The sequence below is a fragment of the Williamsia sp. genome (assembly GCF_036566845.1).
GTDB lineage: Bacteria > Actinomycetota > Actinomycetes > Mycobacteriales > Mycobacteriaceae > Williamsia.
Genome location: NZ_DATCVM010000189.1, coordinates 49,597 through 66,980, shown reverse-complemented (window position 1 = coordinate 66,980; position 17,384 = coordinate 49,597). Strand labels below are relative to the sequence as shown.

16 protein-coding genes and 1 tRNA gene are annotated in these 17,384 nt (G+C 65.0%); 3 read left to right on the top strand and 14 right to left on the bottom strand.

What is annotated here, in order from left to right:
- Positions 1-16 precede the first annotated feature (16 nt).
- From VIQ49_RS18510 to rpmE, 5 genes are all read right to left on the bottom strand, one after another.
- Positions 17-1,216: an MraY family glycosyltransferase gene (locus tag VIQ49_RS18510; RefSeq protein ID WP_331887270.1), complete on the bottom strand. Its 1,200-nt coding sequence runs from the start codon at positions 1,214-1,216 to the stop codon at positions 17-19.
- A 51-nt stretch (positions 1,217-1,267) separates the two neighbouring features.
- A complete protein-coding gene (locus VIQ49_RS18505; protein WP_331887232.1) occupies positions 1,268-1,921 on the bottom strand; it encodes an L-threonylcarbamoyladenylate synthase in 654 nt (217 codons plus the stop codon).
- 31 nt (positions 1,922-1,952) lie between these two features.
- Positions 1,953-2,801, bottom strand: coding sequence for a peptide chain release factor N(5)-glutamine methyltransferase (prmC, locus tag VIQ49_RS18500; protein ID WP_331887230.1), 849 nt, complete (start codon positions 2,799-2,801; stop codon positions 1,953-1,955).
- Positions 2,798-3,874: a peptide chain release factor 1 gene (gene prfA, locus VIQ49_RS18495; protein ID WP_331887228.1), complete on the bottom strand. Its 1,077-nt coding sequence runs from the start codon at positions 3,872-3,874 to the stop codon at positions 2,798-2,800. Before prfA ends, prmC begins: the two co-directional genes overlap by 4 nt.
- Positions 3,875-3,996: 122 nt before the next feature.
- Positions 3,997-4,233 (bottom strand): 50S ribosomal protein L31, encoded by a 237-nt coding sequence (gene rpmE / locus VIQ49_RS18490; RefSeq protein WP_020109027.1) that lies wholly within the window; start codon positions 4,231-4,233, stop codon positions 3,997-3,999.
- A 268-nt stretch (positions 4,234-4,501) separates the two neighbouring features.
- Between rpmE and VIQ49_RS18485 the strand changes: the two genes are divergently transcribed.
- Entirely contained in the window at positions 4,502-5,209 is a 708-nt protein-coding gene (locus VIQ49_RS18485; RefSeq protein ID WP_331887225.1) for a DUF3105 domain-containing protein, read from the top strand.
- Between the two features lie 110 nt (positions 5,210-5,319).
- Here VIQ49_RS18485 and rho read toward each other — a convergent pair whose 3' ends face one another.
- The 6 genes from rho to argS form a co-directional block, all read right to left on the bottom strand.
- Complete coding sequence (rho, locus tag VIQ49_RS18480; protein ID WP_331887223.1) at positions 5,320-7,434, bottom strand: transcription termination factor Rho; 2,115 nt, start codon at positions 7,432-7,434, stop codon at positions 5,320-5,322.
- Positions 7,435-7,737: 303 nt separating this feature from the next.
- The gene (thrB, locus tag VIQ49_RS18475; RefSeq protein WP_331887221.1) at positions 7,738-8,697 is read right to left on the bottom strand and encodes a homoserine kinase; all 960 of its coding nucleotides are present in this window, start codon (positions 8,695-8,697) and stop codon (positions 7,738-7,740) included.
- 54 nt (positions 8,698-8,751) lie between these two features.
- Positions 8,752-9,831, bottom strand: a complete 1,080-nt coding sequence (thrC, locus tag VIQ49_RS18470) for a threonine synthase (RefSeq protein ID WP_331887219.1) — start codon at positions 9,829-9,831, stop codon at positions 8,752-8,754.
- A complete protein-coding gene (locus VIQ49_RS18465; RefSeq protein WP_331887217.1) occupies positions 9,824-11,134 on the bottom strand; it encodes a homoserine dehydrogenase in 1,311 nt (436 codons plus the stop codon). Before VIQ49_RS18465 ends, thrC begins: the two co-directional genes overlap by 8 nt.
- Positions 11,131-12,555 (bottom strand): diaminopimelate decarboxylase, encoded by a 1,425-nt coding sequence (gene lysA / locus VIQ49_RS18460; protein ID WP_331887215.1) that lies wholly within the window; start codon positions 12,553-12,555, stop codon positions 11,131-11,133. Before lysA ends, VIQ49_RS18465 begins: the two co-directional genes overlap by 4 nt.
- On the bottom strand, positions 12,552-14,204 hold the full coding sequence (gene argS / locus VIQ49_RS18455) for an arginine--tRNA ligase (RefSeq protein WP_331887213.1): 1,653 nt from the start codon (positions 14,202-14,204) through the stop codon (positions 12,552-12,554). Before argS ends, lysA begins: the two co-directional genes overlap by 4 nt.
- 192 nt (positions 14,205-14,396) lie before the next feature.
- Between argS and VIQ49_RS18450 the strand changes: the two genes are divergently transcribed.
- Positions 14,397-15,260, top strand: coding sequence for a DUF3105 domain-containing protein (locus VIQ49_RS18450; RefSeq protein WP_331887211.1), 864 nt, complete (start codon positions 14,397-14,399; stop codon positions 15,258-15,260).
- Complete coding sequence (locus tag VIQ49_RS18445; RefSeq protein ID WP_331887209.1) at positions 15,260-16,057, top strand: DUF305 domain-containing protein; 798 nt, start codon at positions 15,260-15,262, stop codon at positions 16,055-16,057. The genes VIQ49_RS18450 and VIQ49_RS18445 overlap by 1 nt, the downstream gene beginning before the upstream one ends.
- Before the next feature lie 128 nt (positions 16,058-16,185).
- Here VIQ49_RS18445 and VIQ49_RS18440 read toward each other — a convergent pair whose 3' ends face one another.
- The 3 genes from VIQ49_RS18440 to VIQ49_RS18430 form a co-directional block, all read right to left on the bottom strand.
- Complete coding sequence (locus VIQ49_RS18440; RefSeq protein WP_331887207.1) at positions 16,186-16,596, bottom strand: DUF5313 family protein; 411 nt, start codon at positions 16,594-16,596, stop codon at positions 16,186-16,188.
- 29 nt (positions 16,597-16,625) lie between these two features.
- Positions 16,626-17,108, bottom strand: coding sequence for a MarR family transcriptional regulator (locus VIQ49_RS18435; protein WP_331887205.1), 483 nt, complete (start codon positions 17,106-17,108; stop codon positions 16,626-16,628).
- 197 nt (positions 17,109-17,305) lie between these two features.
- A tRNA-Arg gene (locus VIQ49_RS18430) sits at positions 17,306-17,381 on the bottom strand.
- Between the last annotated feature and the right edge of the window lie 3 nt (positions 17,382-17,384).

Below are 17,384 nucleotides of genomic sequence, written 5' to 3'. Positions count from 1 at the left end.
CCAGGGTAAACGTCGCTCAGGAGCCGCTGATACCGACACCTGCTCGGTGCCGGTTCCGGAGCCTCGGGATGATGGTCACGAGCATCGCGATGATCAGGCCACCACCGAGTACCGGCAGCACCACAGAAGCCGGGAAGAGTGTGCTGGCGGCCGCGCTGAATGCCAGGACACCGACCCACAGGTAGATCACCAGCACCACGCGGCGATGCGAATGGCCGAGCTCGAGAAGCCGGTGATGCAAATGCATCTTGTCCGGTGTGTAGAAGCCGACGCCGGCACGCGTGCGACGGATGACCGCCATGAGCATGTCGAGCATCGGGATGAACATGACCGCCGCGACCAGGATGATCGGCGAGAGCAGCGTGAACACGTCCGCGGGACCGTAGGCGTTGATCGCGATACGGCCGGAGGCGCTGGTGGAGGCCGCGGCGAGCATCAGACCGATGAGCATCGAACCGGAATCACCCATGAATATGCGGGCCGGCTGGAAGTTGTGCGGGAGGAAGCCGAGGCAGGCACCGGCAAGAATCGCGGAGATGAGCGCCGGCGGGTAATAGCTGACATCTCCGCCCTGGTCATGCAGAAGTCCGAGCGAGAAGACACAGATTGCCAGTGCCGCGATCAGCGCGAGACCCGCTGCAAGGCCGTCGAGACCGTCGACGAAGTTCATCGCGTTGACCGTTGCAACGGTCACCGCGATGGTGAGCAGGCCCGATTGCAGCGGATCGAGGATGACTGTCCCGATGTCTCCGAATGGGACCGCGACAACTGTCCAGCTCAGACCCATGAGCACCAGAACACCGGCGGCGGTGAGCTGCCCGACGAACTTGGTGAGCGCATCGATTCCCCACCGGTCGTCGATGATGCCGACCAGCACGATGACACCACCGGCAACCACGACGGCGTTCATATCGTCGGTGTAATCGAAACCCCGTGTCAGTGCCGGCAGTTCGCCCGCCAGGATCATGCCTGCCAGCACGCCGATGTACATGCCGACGCCACCCAGGCGGGGCGTCGGGATCGCGTGGACGTCCCGGTTGCGAGGAATCGCGACGGCACCGGTCCGGGTGGCGACAACGCGCACCAGGCCGGTGATCAGGTAAGTGATCAGTGCCGCACACAACCCGACCAGCATCAACTCGCGCAGCGGAACACCCGCGCCGCTGCTGGTGAGCCCGGACTGGGCAGCGATCAACACACCACTGCCCTCACTCACCGACGGCGTATCGGCGACGGGGGCAAACGTCACTTGTGACAGGCATTCGGGTCAGACCCGCAGGCTCTCGGCGTCGGTGCCGATGACCTCGGCGATCTCCTCTGCACTGATCGCGCCCTCGCGCAGGATCTTGGGGGCCACGTCGGTGAGATCGACGATCGTCGACGGCACCGCTTTCGCAGCGGGGCCACCGTCGAGGTAGACCGCAACGGACTCCCCCAGCTGCTCGCGGGCCTGCTCTGCGGTGGTGGCCGGTGGGCGACCCGAGATGTTCGCACTCGACACCGCCATCGGGCCGACCTCCCGCAACACGTCGATTGCCACCGGATGCAGTGGCATCCGCAGCATCACGGTGCCGCGGGTGTCGCCCAGGTCCCAGGCCAGAGACGGCGCCTGGTGCACGACCAGACTCAGGCCGCCGGGCCAGAACGCCCGGGTCAGCTCGCGGGCGGTCGGCGACACGGACAGGACAAGCCCGTCGATGGTCGTCCACGACCCAACGAGCACCGGGACCGGCATGTCACGGCCCCGGCCCTTGGCGGCCAGCAGGCTGTTGACCGACTCGGAATCGAAAGCGTCGCAACCGATTCCGTACAGGGTGTCGGTGGGCATGACGATCAGGCGCCCACCCTTGGCAGCGCCCACCGCGGCGCGCAGGCCGGCAGACCGTGATCCGGGATTGCTGCAATCGAACGTAGTGCTCACGGCGTCCATCCTTGCATGTCGTCGAGTCCGATCAGCGACGCATGGCGGTGACGAACCGCGCGCGTTCGGCGAGATCGTTCTTCTGGGTGATCGAGTCGAAGTGCCCGTCGGCCTCGAGCGCGTCCGTCACCAGCGCGGCGGTGGTGTCGTCGTGCTCGATCCCGACCGCACCTCCGGGCCGCAGGAGGCGCACGACGACCGAGATCATCGGCGTGATCACCGCCATCCCGTCGGCGCCGCCGAACAAGGCCCTTGCAGGGTCGTGGTCGGACACCTCGGCAGGCAGGTCGGCGCCCTCCGGGATGTACGGCGGATTCGACACGACAAGATCGGCGAGGACGTCCGGCAGTATCTGCGGGTCGGCGGCGTCGCCGAGATGCACAACGACCCGATCCCGAACCTCGTCCGGCATCCGAGACAGGTTGTGGCACAGCCATTTGTGTGCGGCAGCGTCGATTTCGACGGCGTGGACCACGGCACCGGGATGACCGACAGCCAGCGCGAGGGCCAATGTACCGCTGCCGCTGCACAGATCGACGACCACCGGACGGGGCGCTTCCGCGATCTGCGTCAGAGCCCAGGCGTAGAGGAGTTCGGTCTCCATCCGCGGGATGAAGACCCCGGGACCGACCTCGAGTTCGATCGGTCCGAAAGCGACATGGCCGATGATGTGCTGCAGGGGTTCACGGCGCGCACGTCTGTCGACGAGTTCGCGATACCGGTCGGCGTCGACGTCCGACAGCTCGTCAACCGCGACCAGCTCGCCGACCGACCGATCCAGAACAAACGCCAGCAGCAGGCCCGCATCGACCTGTGCGCTGGGCACGCCGGCCGCGGACAGTTGCGCGGCGGCGGCCCGGCGAATGTCCCTGGCGCTCACTCCGCCTCGAGGCGGGCCTGACGATCCGCGGCGCCCAACGCGTCGAGGAGCGCATCCATGTCGCCGGCGAGCACCGCGTCGAGATTCGACGCCTTATAGCCGATGCGATGGTCGGTGATGCGGTTCTCCGGGAAGTTGTAAGTGCGGATCCGCTCGGAGCGGTCGACGGTGCGGATCTGAGCGGCTCGGCCCTGCGACGCTTCGGCGCTGGCCGCCTCTTCGGCCGCGGCCTGCAACCGGGCCGCGAGGACCTGCATCGCCCGAGCCTTGTTCTGCAACTGCGAACGTTCGTTTTGGCAGGTCACCACGATCCCCGTGGGCAGGTGGGTGAGCCGGACGGCGGAGTCTGTGGTGTTGACGCCCTGCCCGCCCTTACCGGAGCTGCGGTAGACGTCGACCCGGAGATCGTTTTCGTCGATCTGGACCTGTTCGACCTCGTCGGGTTCGGGGTAGATCAGGACACCGGCCGCCGAGGTGTGGATGCGACCCTGCGACTCGGTGACCGGCACACGCTGCACTCGGTGCACGCCGCCTTCGAACTTCAATCTGGCCCACACACCGCCCGGGCCTTCACCCTTGGACTTGATGGAGATGGTGGCGTCCTTGTATCCGCCCAGGTCGGATTCCGTCAGACCGAGGGTCTGGGCCTTCCATCCCTGGCGCTCACAGTATTTGAGGTACATGCGCGCGAGATCGGAAGCGAACAGCGCCGATTCCTCGCCACCGGCTCCGGACTTGATCTCCAGCACGACATCGTCGGCATCATGTGGATCGCGTGGCGCCAGCAGATCGGTCAGCGCCTCATCAAGAATGGCGACGGTCTCCTCGAGCTCCGGGATCTCGGCGGCAAAAGAGCTGTCGTCGGCGGCGAGTTCGCGCGCCGCTTCCAAATCATCTTGTGCTGCCTGAAGTTTCGTGTACGTAGCCATGATCGGGGCGAGTTCTGCAAATCGCTTGCCCACGCGACGGGCCGCAGTCGGATCGTCGTGCAACGACGGATCGGACATCTGACTCTGCAAGCCGGCGTGCTCGGCAAGGATGTCGTCGATCGCGGATGGATCGGAAGTACTCATGACCTGTTTCCTTGGCGAAGTGGCTGCGCGGCCGTGGCAGGCAGTGGCAGTGATGGACTGAGGGTAAAGAAAAACCGGCGCCTGACCTGCCCAAGGGCAGAGTCAGACGCCGGTTGTACAAGCTAGTTGTCTGCTGCGTCTTTCTTTGCAGCGGCCCGCTTGCCGTAACGCTTCTCGAAGCGCGCAACGCGGCCACCGGTGTCGAGAATCTTCTGCTTGCCCGTGTAGAACGGGTGGCACTGCGAGCAGACCTCGACGTTGATCCGACCCGACGCCTGGGTGGAGTGGGTCTGGAAAGTGTTCCCGCAGCCGCAGACCACAGTGGTCTCGACGTAGTCGGGGTGGATTCCCTGCTTCATTCTGGTGTCCCTTTCATGGTCGCCGGGTCACCTTCGCGGATCGAAGGTGTGAACCGGAACCGGACTCGACCGCTCAGTATGCCAGAACAGCCTCCCGACCTGCGAATCGCCATCGCCCGATCGAGTTGATGTCCCGCGCTGCGGCACGAATATCTCAACAACTTTCCACCCGTGATATTCCGCCGGTCAGATCTGACAGGATGGTGCCGCAGCAGATCCATTTCGGATCGGGGTCGATGGGACAGGTGGCAATGAGACGGGTGACAGGGTGAAACCAGCGGTACTACTCGCGGTGGCCGGATCTTTGCTGGTCGTGGGCCTGAGCGGTTGCAGCTCTGCGGAGTCGGGTGAACCCGTCGCCGCCACCGGCAGCAGTTCCGAGGGGACCTCGACCCAAGAGTTCATCCCCAGCCGATCACATCCGGACCCCACCGATCAGATCGACGGTGTGCTGAAGGTCTACTACCCCACCGCCGAACACGTCCTGGACACCCAGAAGGTGGCGTACACCCACGAGCCGCCGCTCGGCGGACGGCATGATTCCGTCTGGGCCACCTGCACCGGTGTGGTGTATCCCGCCGCCATCCGCACCGAGAACGCCGTCCACTCCCTCGAGCACGGCGCCGTGTGGGTCACGTACAACCCCGACGACCTCGATGCGGACCAGATCAGCGAACTGGAACAGCGGGTCGATGGCCTCAACTACATGCTGATGTCGCCGTATCCGGGTCTGGACGAACCGATCTCGCTACAGTCCTGGGGCCATCAGCTGAAGGTTTCGGACGCCGACGACCCAAGAATCGACCAGTTCATCACCGCCACCAGGCAGAACACACAACCGGGCGTGTACGACGAAAACCCCTCGGCGACCGGCTATCCAGAACCCGGCGCCACCTGTGCGACGGTGCCGGGACGTTTCGATCCGACCGATCCCCCGCCATTCGACCCGGGCCCGGGCACCGTCCCCGAGCGCTGACACCCACGCGGGTCCTTCACAGACAAACCCACCTCGTCCGGTCATTTCCACACGTTGCACGTGTGCATTTGACTGGACGAGGTGGGTTTGTTGTTGGTGCTGCGGAGTATTCAGTCGTCTTTCATCGCGCCCGGTGCGGTCTTCTGCACCTGCATGAGGAACTCCATGTTGTTCTTGGTCTTCTTCAACTGGCTCACCAACAGATCGATGGCCTGCTGCGAATCCAGTCCGGAGAGCACCCGACGTAGCTTGTGCACGATGGAGAACTCCTCCGGCGACAAGAGCAACTCGTCTTTACGGGTACTCGACAGGTTGACGTCGACCGCGGGGAACACCCGACGCTCCGAGATCTTGCGATCGAGTTTGAGCTCGGCGTTGCCGGTGCCCTTGAACTCCTCGAAGATGACGGTGTCACCGGTGGATCCGGTCTCGACCAGGGCCGAGGCGATGATCGTCAACGATCCGCCGTTTTCGATGTTCCGGGCCGCACCCAGGAAACGCTTCGGCGGGTACAGCGCCGTGGAATCGACACCACCGGACAGGATTCGGCCTGAGGCCGGCGACGCGTTGTTGTATGCGCGTCCCAGGCGGGTGATCGAATCCAGAAGGACCACAACGTCTTTACCGTCTTCGACGAGGCGCTTGGCCCGCTCGATGGCGAGCTCGGCGACCGACGTGTGATCTGACGGCGGGCGGTCGAAGGTGGAGGCGATGACCTCACCCTTGACCGAACGCTGCATGTCGGTGACCTCTTCAGGACGCTCGTCGACCAGGACCACCATCAGGTAGCACTCGGGGTTGTTGATCGAGATGGCGTTGGCGATGTTCTGCAGGATCGTGGTCTTACCCGCCTTGGGCGGTGAGACGATGAGCGCGCGCTGGCCTTTACCGATGGGCATGACCAGGTCGATGACGCGGGTCGAGATCCGCTCGCTCGTGGTCTCCAACCGCAGTCGCTGGTTCGGGTACAGCGGGGTCAGCTTGTTGAATTCCGGTCGCCGCTTGGCGGTTTCGACGTCGGCGCCGTTCACCGAATCGAGCCGGACCAGCGGATTGAACTTCTGCCGCTGGTTGGATTGGTCGCCTTCACGGGCCACCTTGACCGCGCCGGTGATCGCGTCTCCGCGACGCAGACCGTTCTTGCGGATCAGGTTCATCGACACATAGACGTCGTTCTGACCCGCCAGGTAACCGGAGGTCCGGACGAATGCGTAGTTGTCGAGCACGTCGAGGATGCCCGCGACCGGCTGCAACACATCGTCGTCGGAGATCTGCGGTTCGCCGCCACCGGCACCGCCATCGGTGCGATCGCGCCCACGACGACGCTCGCGGAAGCGGCGGCCGCGACGACCGCGGCCGTCACCGTCGTCGTCGGGACCGTTGTCGCGGTTGTTGTTGCGCGGTCCGCTGTTCTGACCATCGGCATTGCGGTTGTCCGCGTTGCGGTTGTCCCGGTTATCGGAACCACGGTTGTCCGCGTTGCGATTGTCGCGGCTCTGGCCACCGTCGCGATTCTGGCCGCTGCCCTGGTTGTCGCGGCTGCCCTGGTTGTCCCGGCTGCCCTGGTTGTCCCGGGCGTTGCCCTGGCCGTCACGGGTTTGCCCGTCACGTCCCCGGCGACGCTGACGCCGCTGGTCAGAGCCATCGGCGGAGTCGGTGGCGTCGCCTGAATCGGTGCTTTCGGTGGTGACCGCGGCATTCGAGCCGGCGTCATCGGTGGATGCCTCGGCCTTGTCGGTCGACGCGCCTCGGCGGCGCTCACGACGACCCGACTCGACCGGCGCCGTCTCACCCTTGGGTTCGACGGCCGGGGCAGCCTTGGGGTCGGCAGGCTGTTTCTCGGCAGCCCTGTTGTCCGTACTCGGGGCCTCTGCGGCCTGTTCGGTCTTCGCCTCGGCGGGCTGCTCGGCCGGTGCGCTCGTCGGCGCAACATCAGCCTTGGCCTGGGTCTTCTCGACCGGGGCCTTGGTGCTCGCAGCCTTCGTCTTGGTGGGCGCAGCAGCGGTCGAACCGCTCTGACGCTCCTTGATGGCAGCGATCAGGTCGCTTTTGCGCATCCCTGATGTGCCTTTGATACCGAGCTCGCCGGCGAGGCCGCGCAGCTCGGTGAGAACCATCCCCGACAGTCCGGTGCCACGACGACGTTCGGCTTTGGGAGTCTCGACTCCGCCGAGGTCAAGCGTGTTTTCTGCACCCGGTGCAGTGATGAGGTCCGTATCCGTCAACGGATATCCTTTCCTTCCCCCGCCGGTAGATTCGCGAGGGCGAGTTTCTCGCACCCGGAGACCAGGTGAGAGGTGCCGCTGTTTGAGCGGTCTATCAGGCTTTGTGTCGTGTGCCGCGCTTCGATTTCACGGACTGACGTCCGCGGGCTGTGACCGTTTGAATTCACAATTTCGTGAGAAGCGCGCGTGGTGAAACTTTCGCGGCTGGACGGGTTCATGCTAACCACGATCAACGATATGAGCAACACTCTGCACTGACGGCGTGTTCCCTGAGATGGACGAACCAGATGGCGCGGCCACTTCTCAGTGTACGACTACTCCCGGCGCGATCTCTACCTCGTCCAGCGCAAATCCCAGTTCGGCTGCCATCTCCTGCGATCCGGAGGGCAACGGTGACGCCGTGAGCGCCAGCACGGTCGGGCCGGCACCGGACACGGTGGCCGGAACAGCGCGCTCCCGCAGCCACCGAACCAATTCCGCGGTGGCCGGCATGACCGGAGCGCGATACTCCTGGTGCAGCCGGTCCTCCGTCGCAGCGAACAGCAGCCCGGGATCTGTGGCGAGCGCCACCACTGCCAGTGCCGCGCGGCTGACATTGAACACCGCGTCGCCGCGCGCAACCGCGTCCGGAAGGAGCCCCCGGGTGACTGCGGTCGACGACTCGACCTGCGGAATCATCACAAACGCCCGGATCGACGGATGGACGTCGAGCTTGCGGGCGAAATAGCGTGCGTCACGCGAAGCATCGGTCTCCAGCGCCGGATGCACCTCACCGCCCGCGACCTCCGACCAGGAGACGACAGCGGAACCGAGCACACTCGCCGACGCGTTATCGGGGTGCCCTTCGAACTCCGAGGCCAGCTGGACGAGCACGTCGGTCGACAACGGGGTACCGACACCCGCTGCCCGGACCAGTCCCGCCGCTGCCGCCAGTCCCCCGACCACCGCAGAGGCCGACGATCCCAGACCGCGGGAGTGCGGAATGCTGTTCCGGCACTCGACATCGAGCCCCGGCACCGTCACGCCGGCAGCGGCGAGCCCACGATTGATCGCACGCACCACCAGGTGGTTCGCATCGAGGGGAACCCCTTGGGCGCCTTCCCCGCTCACGCTGATCCGCAGACCGGGGCCGGCGACGGTCACCGAGATGTCGTCGTAGATCCCCAATGCGATGCCGAGTGTGTCGAATCCGGGTCCGAGGTTGGCACTCGACGCCGGAACGCGTGCGCCTACCTGCAGACCGACCGGCAGAACAGAACTCATACCCGGCGCTTCAACTTGCCGGGATGTTCGGAACAACGTGTACAACGATACCCATCAACTCAGTCCCAGCGCCGCGGCAACCGCAACCGGATCCACCGGAATCGCTTCGACCGGTGGGATGCCCGCGAGCGCGGTGTCGGGGTCCTTCAGTCCGTTGCCGGTGACAGTGCAGACCACCAGTTCACCGGCCGAGATCCAGCCATCGGCACGCGCAGCCAGCAAACCGGCCACACTCGCCGCCGAAGCCGGCTCCACGAACACGCCCTCACGTCCGGCGATCAGCCGGTACGCCTCGAGCAACTTCTCGTCGGTTGCCGCCCGGAACTGGCCGCCCGACTCGTCTTTGGCGGCCACGGCCTGGTTCCAGCTGGCCGGGGACCCGATGCGGATCGCGGTGGCGATGGTTTCGGGGTTCTTCACCGGGGCACCGTTCACGAGCGGCGCGGCGCCTGCCGCCTGGACGCCGAGCATGCGCGGGGTCGAACCGACAACACCGTCGCGGTGGTACTCGGTGTAACCCTTCCAGTAGGCGGTGATGTTTCCGGCGTTCCCGACCGGCAACGCGTGCACGTCGGGAGCGCGGCCGAGCACATCCATGATCTCGAAGGCCGCGGTCTTCTGGCCCTCGATCCGTGCCGGGTTGACCGAGTTCACCAGCTCGATCTGGCTGAACTCGGCGGTCGCCTTACGGGCGAGCTCGAGGCAGTCGTCGAAATTGCCCTGCACCTGAATGATCTTCGCGCCGTGCATGACTGCCTGGGCGAGCTTGCCCATGGCGATCTTGCCCTCGGGGATCAGCACCGCGCACGTGATGCCGGCACGCGTCGCATAGGCGGCCGCGGAGGCCGAGGTGTTACCGGTCGACGCACACAGGACGGCGGTCTTGCCGTTGTTGACGGCATTGCTGACCGCCATGGTCATCCCACGGTCCTTGAACGAGCCGGTCGGGTTGAGACCCTCGACCTTGAGATAGACCTCGCATCCGGCGATCTCGGACAGATGCGGCGCACTGATCAGCGGGGTGCCACCTTCGAGGAGGGTGACGACCTTCCAGTCGTCGCCCACCGGGAGCCGATCCCGGTAGGCCTCGATCAGGCCGGGCCATGCCCGATGCACGGCTGCTGAATCAATCATTGGTTCCCTCCAGTCGCAAAACACTCGAAACACTCAACACCGAATCCAATTTCTCCAGCGCCGCAACGGTTTCCGACAACGCCGAATCCGGTGCGCGATGCGTGACAACCACCAGCCGGGCATCTTCGCCGGCGCCTTCCTGCCGGACCGTGGAGATGCTGATGTTGCGCGAAGAGAACTCACCGGCGACCGTCGACAGCACGCCGGGTTTGTCGGCGACCCGCATCGACACGTAGTAGCGGGTACGGACATCACCCATCGGGGCGATCGGCAACGACGCGTAGGTCGACTCCAGTGGCCCACGGCCACCGTGAACCTTGTTGCGAGCTGCCATCACCAGATCTCCCAGTACTGCCGATGCGGTCGGCGCACCACCGGCCCCCTGGCCGTAGAACATGAGCCGACCGGCGTTTTCCGCCTCGACAACCACCGCATTGAACGCGCCACTCACCGCGGCGAGCGGATGCGACAGCGGCACCAGTGCTGGATACACGCGGGCCGAAATCCGTTGCGTACCATCCTCGTCGACAACACGCTCACAGATCGACAGCAATTTCACCGTGCAGTCGAGAGCCTTCGCCGATGCGAGGTCGTGCGAGGTGATGTTCGAGATGCCCTCGCGGTAGACGTTCAGCGCGGTCACGCGCGAATGGAATGCGATCGACGCGAGAATCGCGGCCTTCGCGGCGGCGTCGTAGCCCTCCACGTCAGCCGTCGGATCGGCTTCGGCGTACCCGAGCCGACCGGCCTCGGCCAGTGTCTCGTCGTAGTCGCTGCCGTCGGCATCCATCGACGAGAGGATGAAGTTGGTGGTGCCGTTGACGATTCCGGCCACCTTGGTCACGGTGTCACCGGCCAGGGACTGCATCAGAGGCCGGATCACGGGGATCGCGCCGGCCACGGCCGCCTCGAAGTAGAGGTCCACCTTGGCCGCAGCGGCGGCGGTCGCGAGCTCGCCGGTGTAGTCGGCCAGGAGGGCCTTGTTGGCGGTCACCACCGACTTACCGCTCTGCAACGACTCTCGAATGAGCATGCGCGGCGGGTCGATTCCGCCCATCAACTCGACAACGATGTCGACGTCGTCTCGGGCGACGAGTTCTTCGGGCTTGTCGGTGAGCAGGGCCGGATCGATACCGCGCGGTTTACCGAGGTCACGAACCGCAACGCCGCGAATCTCCATCGGCGCACCGACCCGGGCTGTCAGATCTGCCGCATTATCGGTGAGGATGCGCACCACCTCGGTACCGACGTTGCCCATTCCGAGTATCGCGACACCAATGGCGCGCGTGCTGTTCTCCGTCATTCGTTCACCTCCAAGCTCAACAAATCCTCGACGGTCTCGCGTCGCAGCATCACCCGCGAGGTACCGCCCTTAACCGCGACCACAGCGGGTCGCGTCACCATGTTGTACCGACTCGACATCGTGTAGCAGTACGCGCCGGTGGCGCCGACCATCAGAATGTCTCCGGGTGCGACGTCGCCCGGCAACCAGCAGTCCTTGACGACGATGTCGCCACTCTCGCAGTGCTTTCCGACAACCCGGCTGACGACCGCGTCGGCGGACGAGACCCGCGATGCCAGGCGCACATCGTATTCCGCCTGGTACAGCGAGGTCCGGATGTTGTCGCTCATCCCGCCGTCGACCGACACGTAGCGCCGCTGCGCCCCGCCCGGTGCCAGCTGGACGTCCTTCACGGTGCCAACCGTGTAGAGCGTGACGCCGGCCGGACCGGCGATCGCACGGCCCGGCTCGACCGCGATCGTCGGCGTGGGCAGGCCCAATGCCGCAGACTCCCGCTCGACGATGACGGCGAGTTTGTCGGCGACTTCCTGAACGGGTGGCGGGTCATCCGACGGCAGGTAGGAAATACCCAGTCCGCCACCAAGATCCAGAATCGACAGCTGAGCGGTCTTCTCGACTCCGAACTCGCCGACGATGTCCTTGAGGAGGCCGAGGACCCGGTGGGCCGCCAGTTCGAACCCGTCGACTTCGAAGATCTGCGAGCCGATGTGGCTGTGCAGCCCGACCAGACGAAGGTTGTCGGTGGCGAACACCCGGCGGACCGCGTCCATCGCCACCCCACCCGCGAGGGAGAAACCGAACTTCTGGTCCTCGTGGGCGGTCGAGATGAACTCGTGGGTATGGGCCTCGACCCCGACGGTGATCCGGACGAGAACGTCTTGGACCACCCCTAGACGACCGGCGATCTCGTCGAGTCGCTCGATCTCGATCATCGAGTCCAGAACCACGTGCTCCACGCCCGACGAGGCGGCCAATTCAAGTTCCGGAATCGATTTGTTGTTGCCGTGCAACGCAATCCGGTCAGCCGGGAACCCAGCGCGCAGAGCCACGGTCAGCTCCCCCGACGAACACACGTCGAGTGAGAGCCCCTCGGACTGCACCCAGCGGGCGATCTCCGACGACAGGAATGCCTTGGACGCGTAGTGCACGTGTTCCGCGGAACCGAAAGCCTTTGCCATCTCTGCGCAGCGGGCACGGAAGTCGTCCTCGTTGATGACGAACAGCGGCGTGCTGTACTTCTCCGCCAGCTCGGTCACCGGAATGCCGCCGATCCGGGCGACATCGTTGCTGTCGCGGTCGGTGCCCTGCGGATAGACATGGGCCGGCAACTCGGCCAGATCGGCAGGGCTGTTGGGCCGTTCGGCGAGCCGCGGCGCGGCCGGGACCTCCGCGTGGCGCGGGCCGGCGGGGTGTGCGTTCACATTCGCTCCGGTGCGTTGACGCCGACCATCGCCAAACCATTGGCGATGACCTGCTTGGTGGCGCCACACAGTGCCAGCCGTGCGGCATGGATATCGGCCGGTTCCTCGTCGCCCTGAGGCAGCACGCGGCACCGATCGTAGAACTTGTGGTAAGTACTCGCCAACGATTCGAGGTAGCGGCAGATGCGGTGTGGCTCACGCAATTGCGCGGCCGTGGACACCACGGCCGGAAAATCGCCGAGCGTGCGGATCAAGTCGCCTTCGGCCGGATCCACCAGCAACTCGAGATGATCGGTCGCCGCCACCAGGCCCAGGGCTTCGGCGTTGCGACCGATCGCGCAGAGCCGGGCGTGTGCGTATTGCACGTAGTAGACCGGGTTTTCGTTCGACTGGCTGACCAGCAGATCCAGGTCGATGTCGATGTTGACGTCCACCGACGAACGAATCAGCGAGTAACGGGCGGCGTCGACACCCACGGCTTCGACCAGATCGTCGAGCGTGATCACCGTGCCGGCGCGCTTGCTCATCCGGACCGGTTGCCCGTCCTTGACCAGATTCACCATCTGTCCGATCAGGACCTCGAGACGATCCGGGTCGTCACCGAGGGCCGCGGCGGCCGCCTTCAGGCGAACCACGTAGCCGTGGTGATCGGCACCGAGCATGTAGATGCAGAGGTCGAAGCCACGATCGCGTTTGTCCTTGAAGTAGGCGATGTCGCCGGCGATGTAGGCCGCTTCACCGTCACTCTTGATGACAACCCGGTCTTTGTCGTCCCCGAACGCGGTGGACCGCAGCCACCAGGCGCCGTCGTTCTCGTACAGATTGCCGTTGGCCTTGAGTTCGACGATCGCTTTGTCGACCTGGCCCGACTCGAACATCTTGTTCTCGTGCGTGTAGACGTCGAAGTCGGTACCGAACTCGTGGAGGTTGTGCTTGATCTGCGTGAACATGAGATCGACGCCATGGGCGCGGAAGGTTTCGAGGCGTTCTGCCTCGGGGCGCGCCAGTACGTCGGGCACCTCGGCGACGATCTGCGCAGCGATGTCGTTGATGTACACGCCGGCGTAGCCGTCTTCGGGTGTCGGCTCCCCCAGGGCCGCGGCCTGCAACGACCGCGCGAACCGATCGATCTGGGCGCCGTGGTCGTTGAAGTAGTACTCGCGGGTCACCGCGGCGCCGGCGGCAGACAGAACCCGACCGAGAGCGTCACCGACCGCGGCCCAGCGGGTACCACCGAGATGGATGGGGCCGGTGGGGTTGGCCGAGACGAACTCGAGGTTCACCTTGAGGCCCTCGTAGATCGTTCCGGTGCCGTAGGCCTCGCCGCCTGTCAGAACGTCCCCGACAACCACGTTCTGCGCGTCGGCGGCGAGCCGGATGTTCACGAATCCGGGTCCGGCGAGCTCCGCGGTGGCGATACCGTCACGGGAGATCAGCTCTGTGACCAGCCATCCGGCCAGCTCACGAGGATTGGCCCCGACCTTTTTGGCGAGTTGCAGTGCGATGTTCGTGGCGTAGTCGCCGTGTTCAGGATTTCGGGGGCGCTCCACGACAACAGACTCCGGCAGCACGGACACATCGAGTCCGTGGTCGGTGAGCACTGTGGAGGTGGCGGCATGCAGGAGTACCGCGAGGTCGGCGGGGGTCACGATGCACCATCCTATTGGCCGACCGACCGTCAAAGACAATCGCATTGGCTTGGCAGACCTCGCCGCTGCGGCACACCGCAGGTTTTGTCAACGCTCGGCCGCTCCGAGGTGCCCACGTAGACTCTGATATCGCCGACGGACAAGTCGGCAGTGCGACGTTCGCTCTCCGTAGAATTGCACCGAAAGAGATCCATGGCTGACGCCAAGAACAAAGGCAACATCCCGAAGCGGCCCGCGGGCTCCGGGAAGAAGAAAAAAGCTGGTCAGGTACCCGTTGTCAAAGCCGGCGGTGGACGGCAGATCCCATGGGGCACCGTCGGCGGGATAGCGGTGATCCTGTTGATCATCGCCGGCCTGGCCATCTATCTGGTTCCGAAATACGAGGACAAGCAAGAGGTGGCGAAATACACGCCGTCGTCTTCGAATCCGGATCCTTCGGACAAGATCGAGGGCGTCACCAAGCTCTATTACCCGGCAGGCCAGCACGTCCAACCGACCCAGCGGGTCGCCTACGACCAGTCGCCGCCGTTCGGCGGACCCCATGACGCGGTGTGGGCGACGTGTACCGGCATTGTCTATCCGAACGAATTGCGGTCGGAGAACGCGGTGCACGCACTCGAGCACGGCGCGGTCTGGATCACGTACAACCCCGAGACCATCGCGCCGGGAGACCTGGACATCCTCAAGTCGAAGGTGGAGGGCGAGCAGTTCATGCTGCTCTCGCCGTACCCGTCGCTGGACCGCCCGATTTCTCTGCAGTCGTGGGGCCACCAGCTCAAGCTCGACTCCGCCGGCGACGACCGCGTTGATCAGTTCATCGAGGCGCTGCGCCAAAACGGCAACACCGGCGTGTACCCGGAGAACCCCGAACAGTCCGCCTATCCCGAGGTCGGCGCGCAGTGTGCGGCGATCCCCGGATCGTTCGATCCGAGCAATCCACCGCCCGCCGACGTGGGTGAGCCAGGGCCGGATGCCATCCAGATGGACGGAACCGGCGCCACCGCGGCCACCGACGAGGCCGGCGCGATGCCGACCGAACCGGCCCCGGCGGGCTGATGACGGAACCGGACAATTCTCCCGAGGGCAGGGCCGATCGGAACGATTCCGATCAGGTCGCCCCCGATCGGAGTGCGCCGCGGGGCCGCCGAAGCCAGCAGACCGCCGTACTCGTCCTGGGCGCGATCGCCGTGCTCCTGATCGGCGTCGTGGTCGGTTTGCTGCTCCGGACGACGTTCGACGGAGACGACGACAGCAACCGACCTGCGGCCGACTCGGCTGCGGTCGGGTTCTCCCAGGACATGATCCGGCACCATCAGCAGGCCGTCGAGATGGCCACGCTGGAGTTGTACGGCGGAAGTGATCCGCAGGTCCGCAGCCTCGCCTACGACATCCTGACATCGCAGGTCAATCAGATCGGGCAGATGCAGTCGTGGCTGACCCGGTGGGACTACCCGATCGACAATCCCGGCGAACCGATGGCGTGGATGAGCGACCACGGCGGCTCCGGACACTCCCACGGCGGTTCGAATGAGGAATCGACCGAACCCGACATGGACATGGACATGGACATGTCGACCTCGGGTGTCCCGATGCCGGGAATGGCGAGCACCGAGGAGATGAACAAGCTGCGCACCCTGCAGGGCAGTGAGCTCGACACGTACTTCCTGCAACTGATGTTGCGCCACCACCAGGGCGGCGTCGGGATGATGGAATACGCGGTCGAGCCCGATCACGTCAGCGAGGACTATGTCCGCAACCTGGCCCAGCAGATGATCAATGTCCAGGAATCCGAATCGGAGACCATGACAAAGATGCTCGAAAGCCGCGGCGCCGCACCGCTTCCCATGAACTGATTGAGACGCACACAAAAGCCCTGTCCGATGTCGGACAGGGCTTTTGTGGTCTCAGGGCTCTTCTCGCGTCTCAGCGCACTTCTCGTCTCAGAGCATTTGCCGTCTCAGAGCTTTGGTGTCCGAGGGGATCAGGGGACCTGCCGTCGCGGCGCCACCGGGACGCTTCGGCCGTGGATCTTCTCGTAGGCCACCCGGTCGGCATCGTGTTTCCGAACCCGTTCGGGGCGTTCGAGGTCAGGCGGGAGGCCATGACGTTCGAGCCGGTGCTCGCGATTCATCTTCATGTACGCACCGCAGTAGAACAGCGCCAAGATGAGGCCCAGGAGAATCATCGCGAGGCGCAGGTAGATCGGCCCCGGGAACAGCAGGAAGGCCGCGAACACCGGAACGAACGGGATCATGCCGCGCAACAGGTGTCGCGGTACCCTCCACCGGCCGGTCAGGTCGTTCCGGACCCAGTCCTGGAGCTCGTCGGGCAGCTTGCGGCCCCAACTGTAGGTGATCCACTGCCACGCGGTGGGCCGGGCGCGCTTCGTCATCGTGCTACTCCTGACATGCATTGGAACCGTCAGGGTTCCAGGGTGATCGAGCCGGACGCGATGGCTGCTTCCGCTGCCTGATTGACGGTGCCGAGGACGCGGTGCAACTCCTCGAGGACCGGGAGGGCGACGCCGAGTGTGCGAACGACCGCCGGCGGGATCTTCTCCGCCTCGTTGCGGAGTTCGATTCCGGCCCCGGTGAGTTCGACAACCAGTTGCCGCTCGTCGGTGACACTGCGTGTGCGGGTGATCAATCCGGCACCCTCGAGCCGTTTGAGGAGCGGCGAGAGCGTGGGCGAATCGAGCCGCAGGGCCTCGGCGATCTCACGGACCGACATCGGTGCCCGCTCCCACAGCGCCAGCATCACCAGATACTGCGGATGAGTCAGTCCCAGCGGCTCCAACAACGGCCGGTACACCCCCAGGACGGTCCGGTTGGCAACGGCGAGCGCAAAACAGACCTGACGCTCGAGGGCCAACGGATCACCCTCTATCAACAGTTCGTCGGACATGGCGCCCCTTTGATCGTGCCAACATAGTTAGGCCACTAACTATATGCCCACGAAGGAGTTGTTGCAATCAACAATTCATGAACAACCGGGAGAGCACGAAATACCCACGTACACAAGAAAAGCGAAGGCGGGTGCGCAAGGTGAGGAGAAGAATCCGAGAAAGCCATCTGGCGCCGAAACCACGTGAGTGAAAATGGTGGTGCCCCCGGCAGGATTCGAACCTGCGGCCTTCCGCTCCGGAGGCGGACGCTCTATCCCCTGAGCTACGGGGGCTCT

What these genes read in the sequence shown, in the direction of transcription:
- VIQ49_RS18440 (WP_331887207.1), bottom strand. Translation starts at nt 16,596, where the DNA reads ATGACGAAGCGCGCCCGGCCCACCGCGTGGCAGTGGATCACCTACAGT.
- rpmE (WP_020109027.1), bottom strand. Translation starts at nt 4,233, where the DNA reads ATGAAGCAGGGAATCCACCCCGACTACGTCGAGACCACTGTGGTCTGC.
- thrC (WP_331887219.1), bottom strand. Translation starts at nt 9,831, where the DNA reads ATGATTGATTCAGCAGCCGTGCATCGGGCATGGCCCGGCCTGATCGAG.
- thrB (WP_331887221.1), bottom strand. Translation starts at nt 8,697, where the DNA reads ATGAGTTCTGTTCTGCCGGTCGGTCTGCAGGTAGGCGCACGCGTTCCG.
- prfA (WP_331887228.1), bottom strand. Translation starts at nt 3,874, where the DNA reads ATGAGTACTTCCGATCCATCCGCGATCGACGACATCCTTGCCGAGCAC.
- VIQ49_RS18445 (WP_331887209.1), top strand. Translation starts at nt 15,260, where the DNA reads ATGACGGAACCGGACAATTCTCCCGAGGGCAGGGCCGATCGGAACGAT.
- VIQ49_RS18465 (WP_331887217.1), bottom strand. Translation starts at nt 11,134, where the DNA reads ATGACGGAGAACAGCACGCGCGCCATTGGTGTCGCGATACTCGGAATG.
- VIQ49_RS18435 (WP_331887205.1), bottom strand. Translation starts at nt 17,108, where the DNA reads ATGTCCGACGAACTGTTGATAGAGGGTGATCCGTTGGCCCTCGAGCGT.
- VIQ49_RS18450 (WP_331887211.1), top strand. Translation starts at nt 14,397, where the DNA reads ATGGCTGACGCCAAGAACAAAGGCAACATCCCGAAGCGGCCCGCGGGC.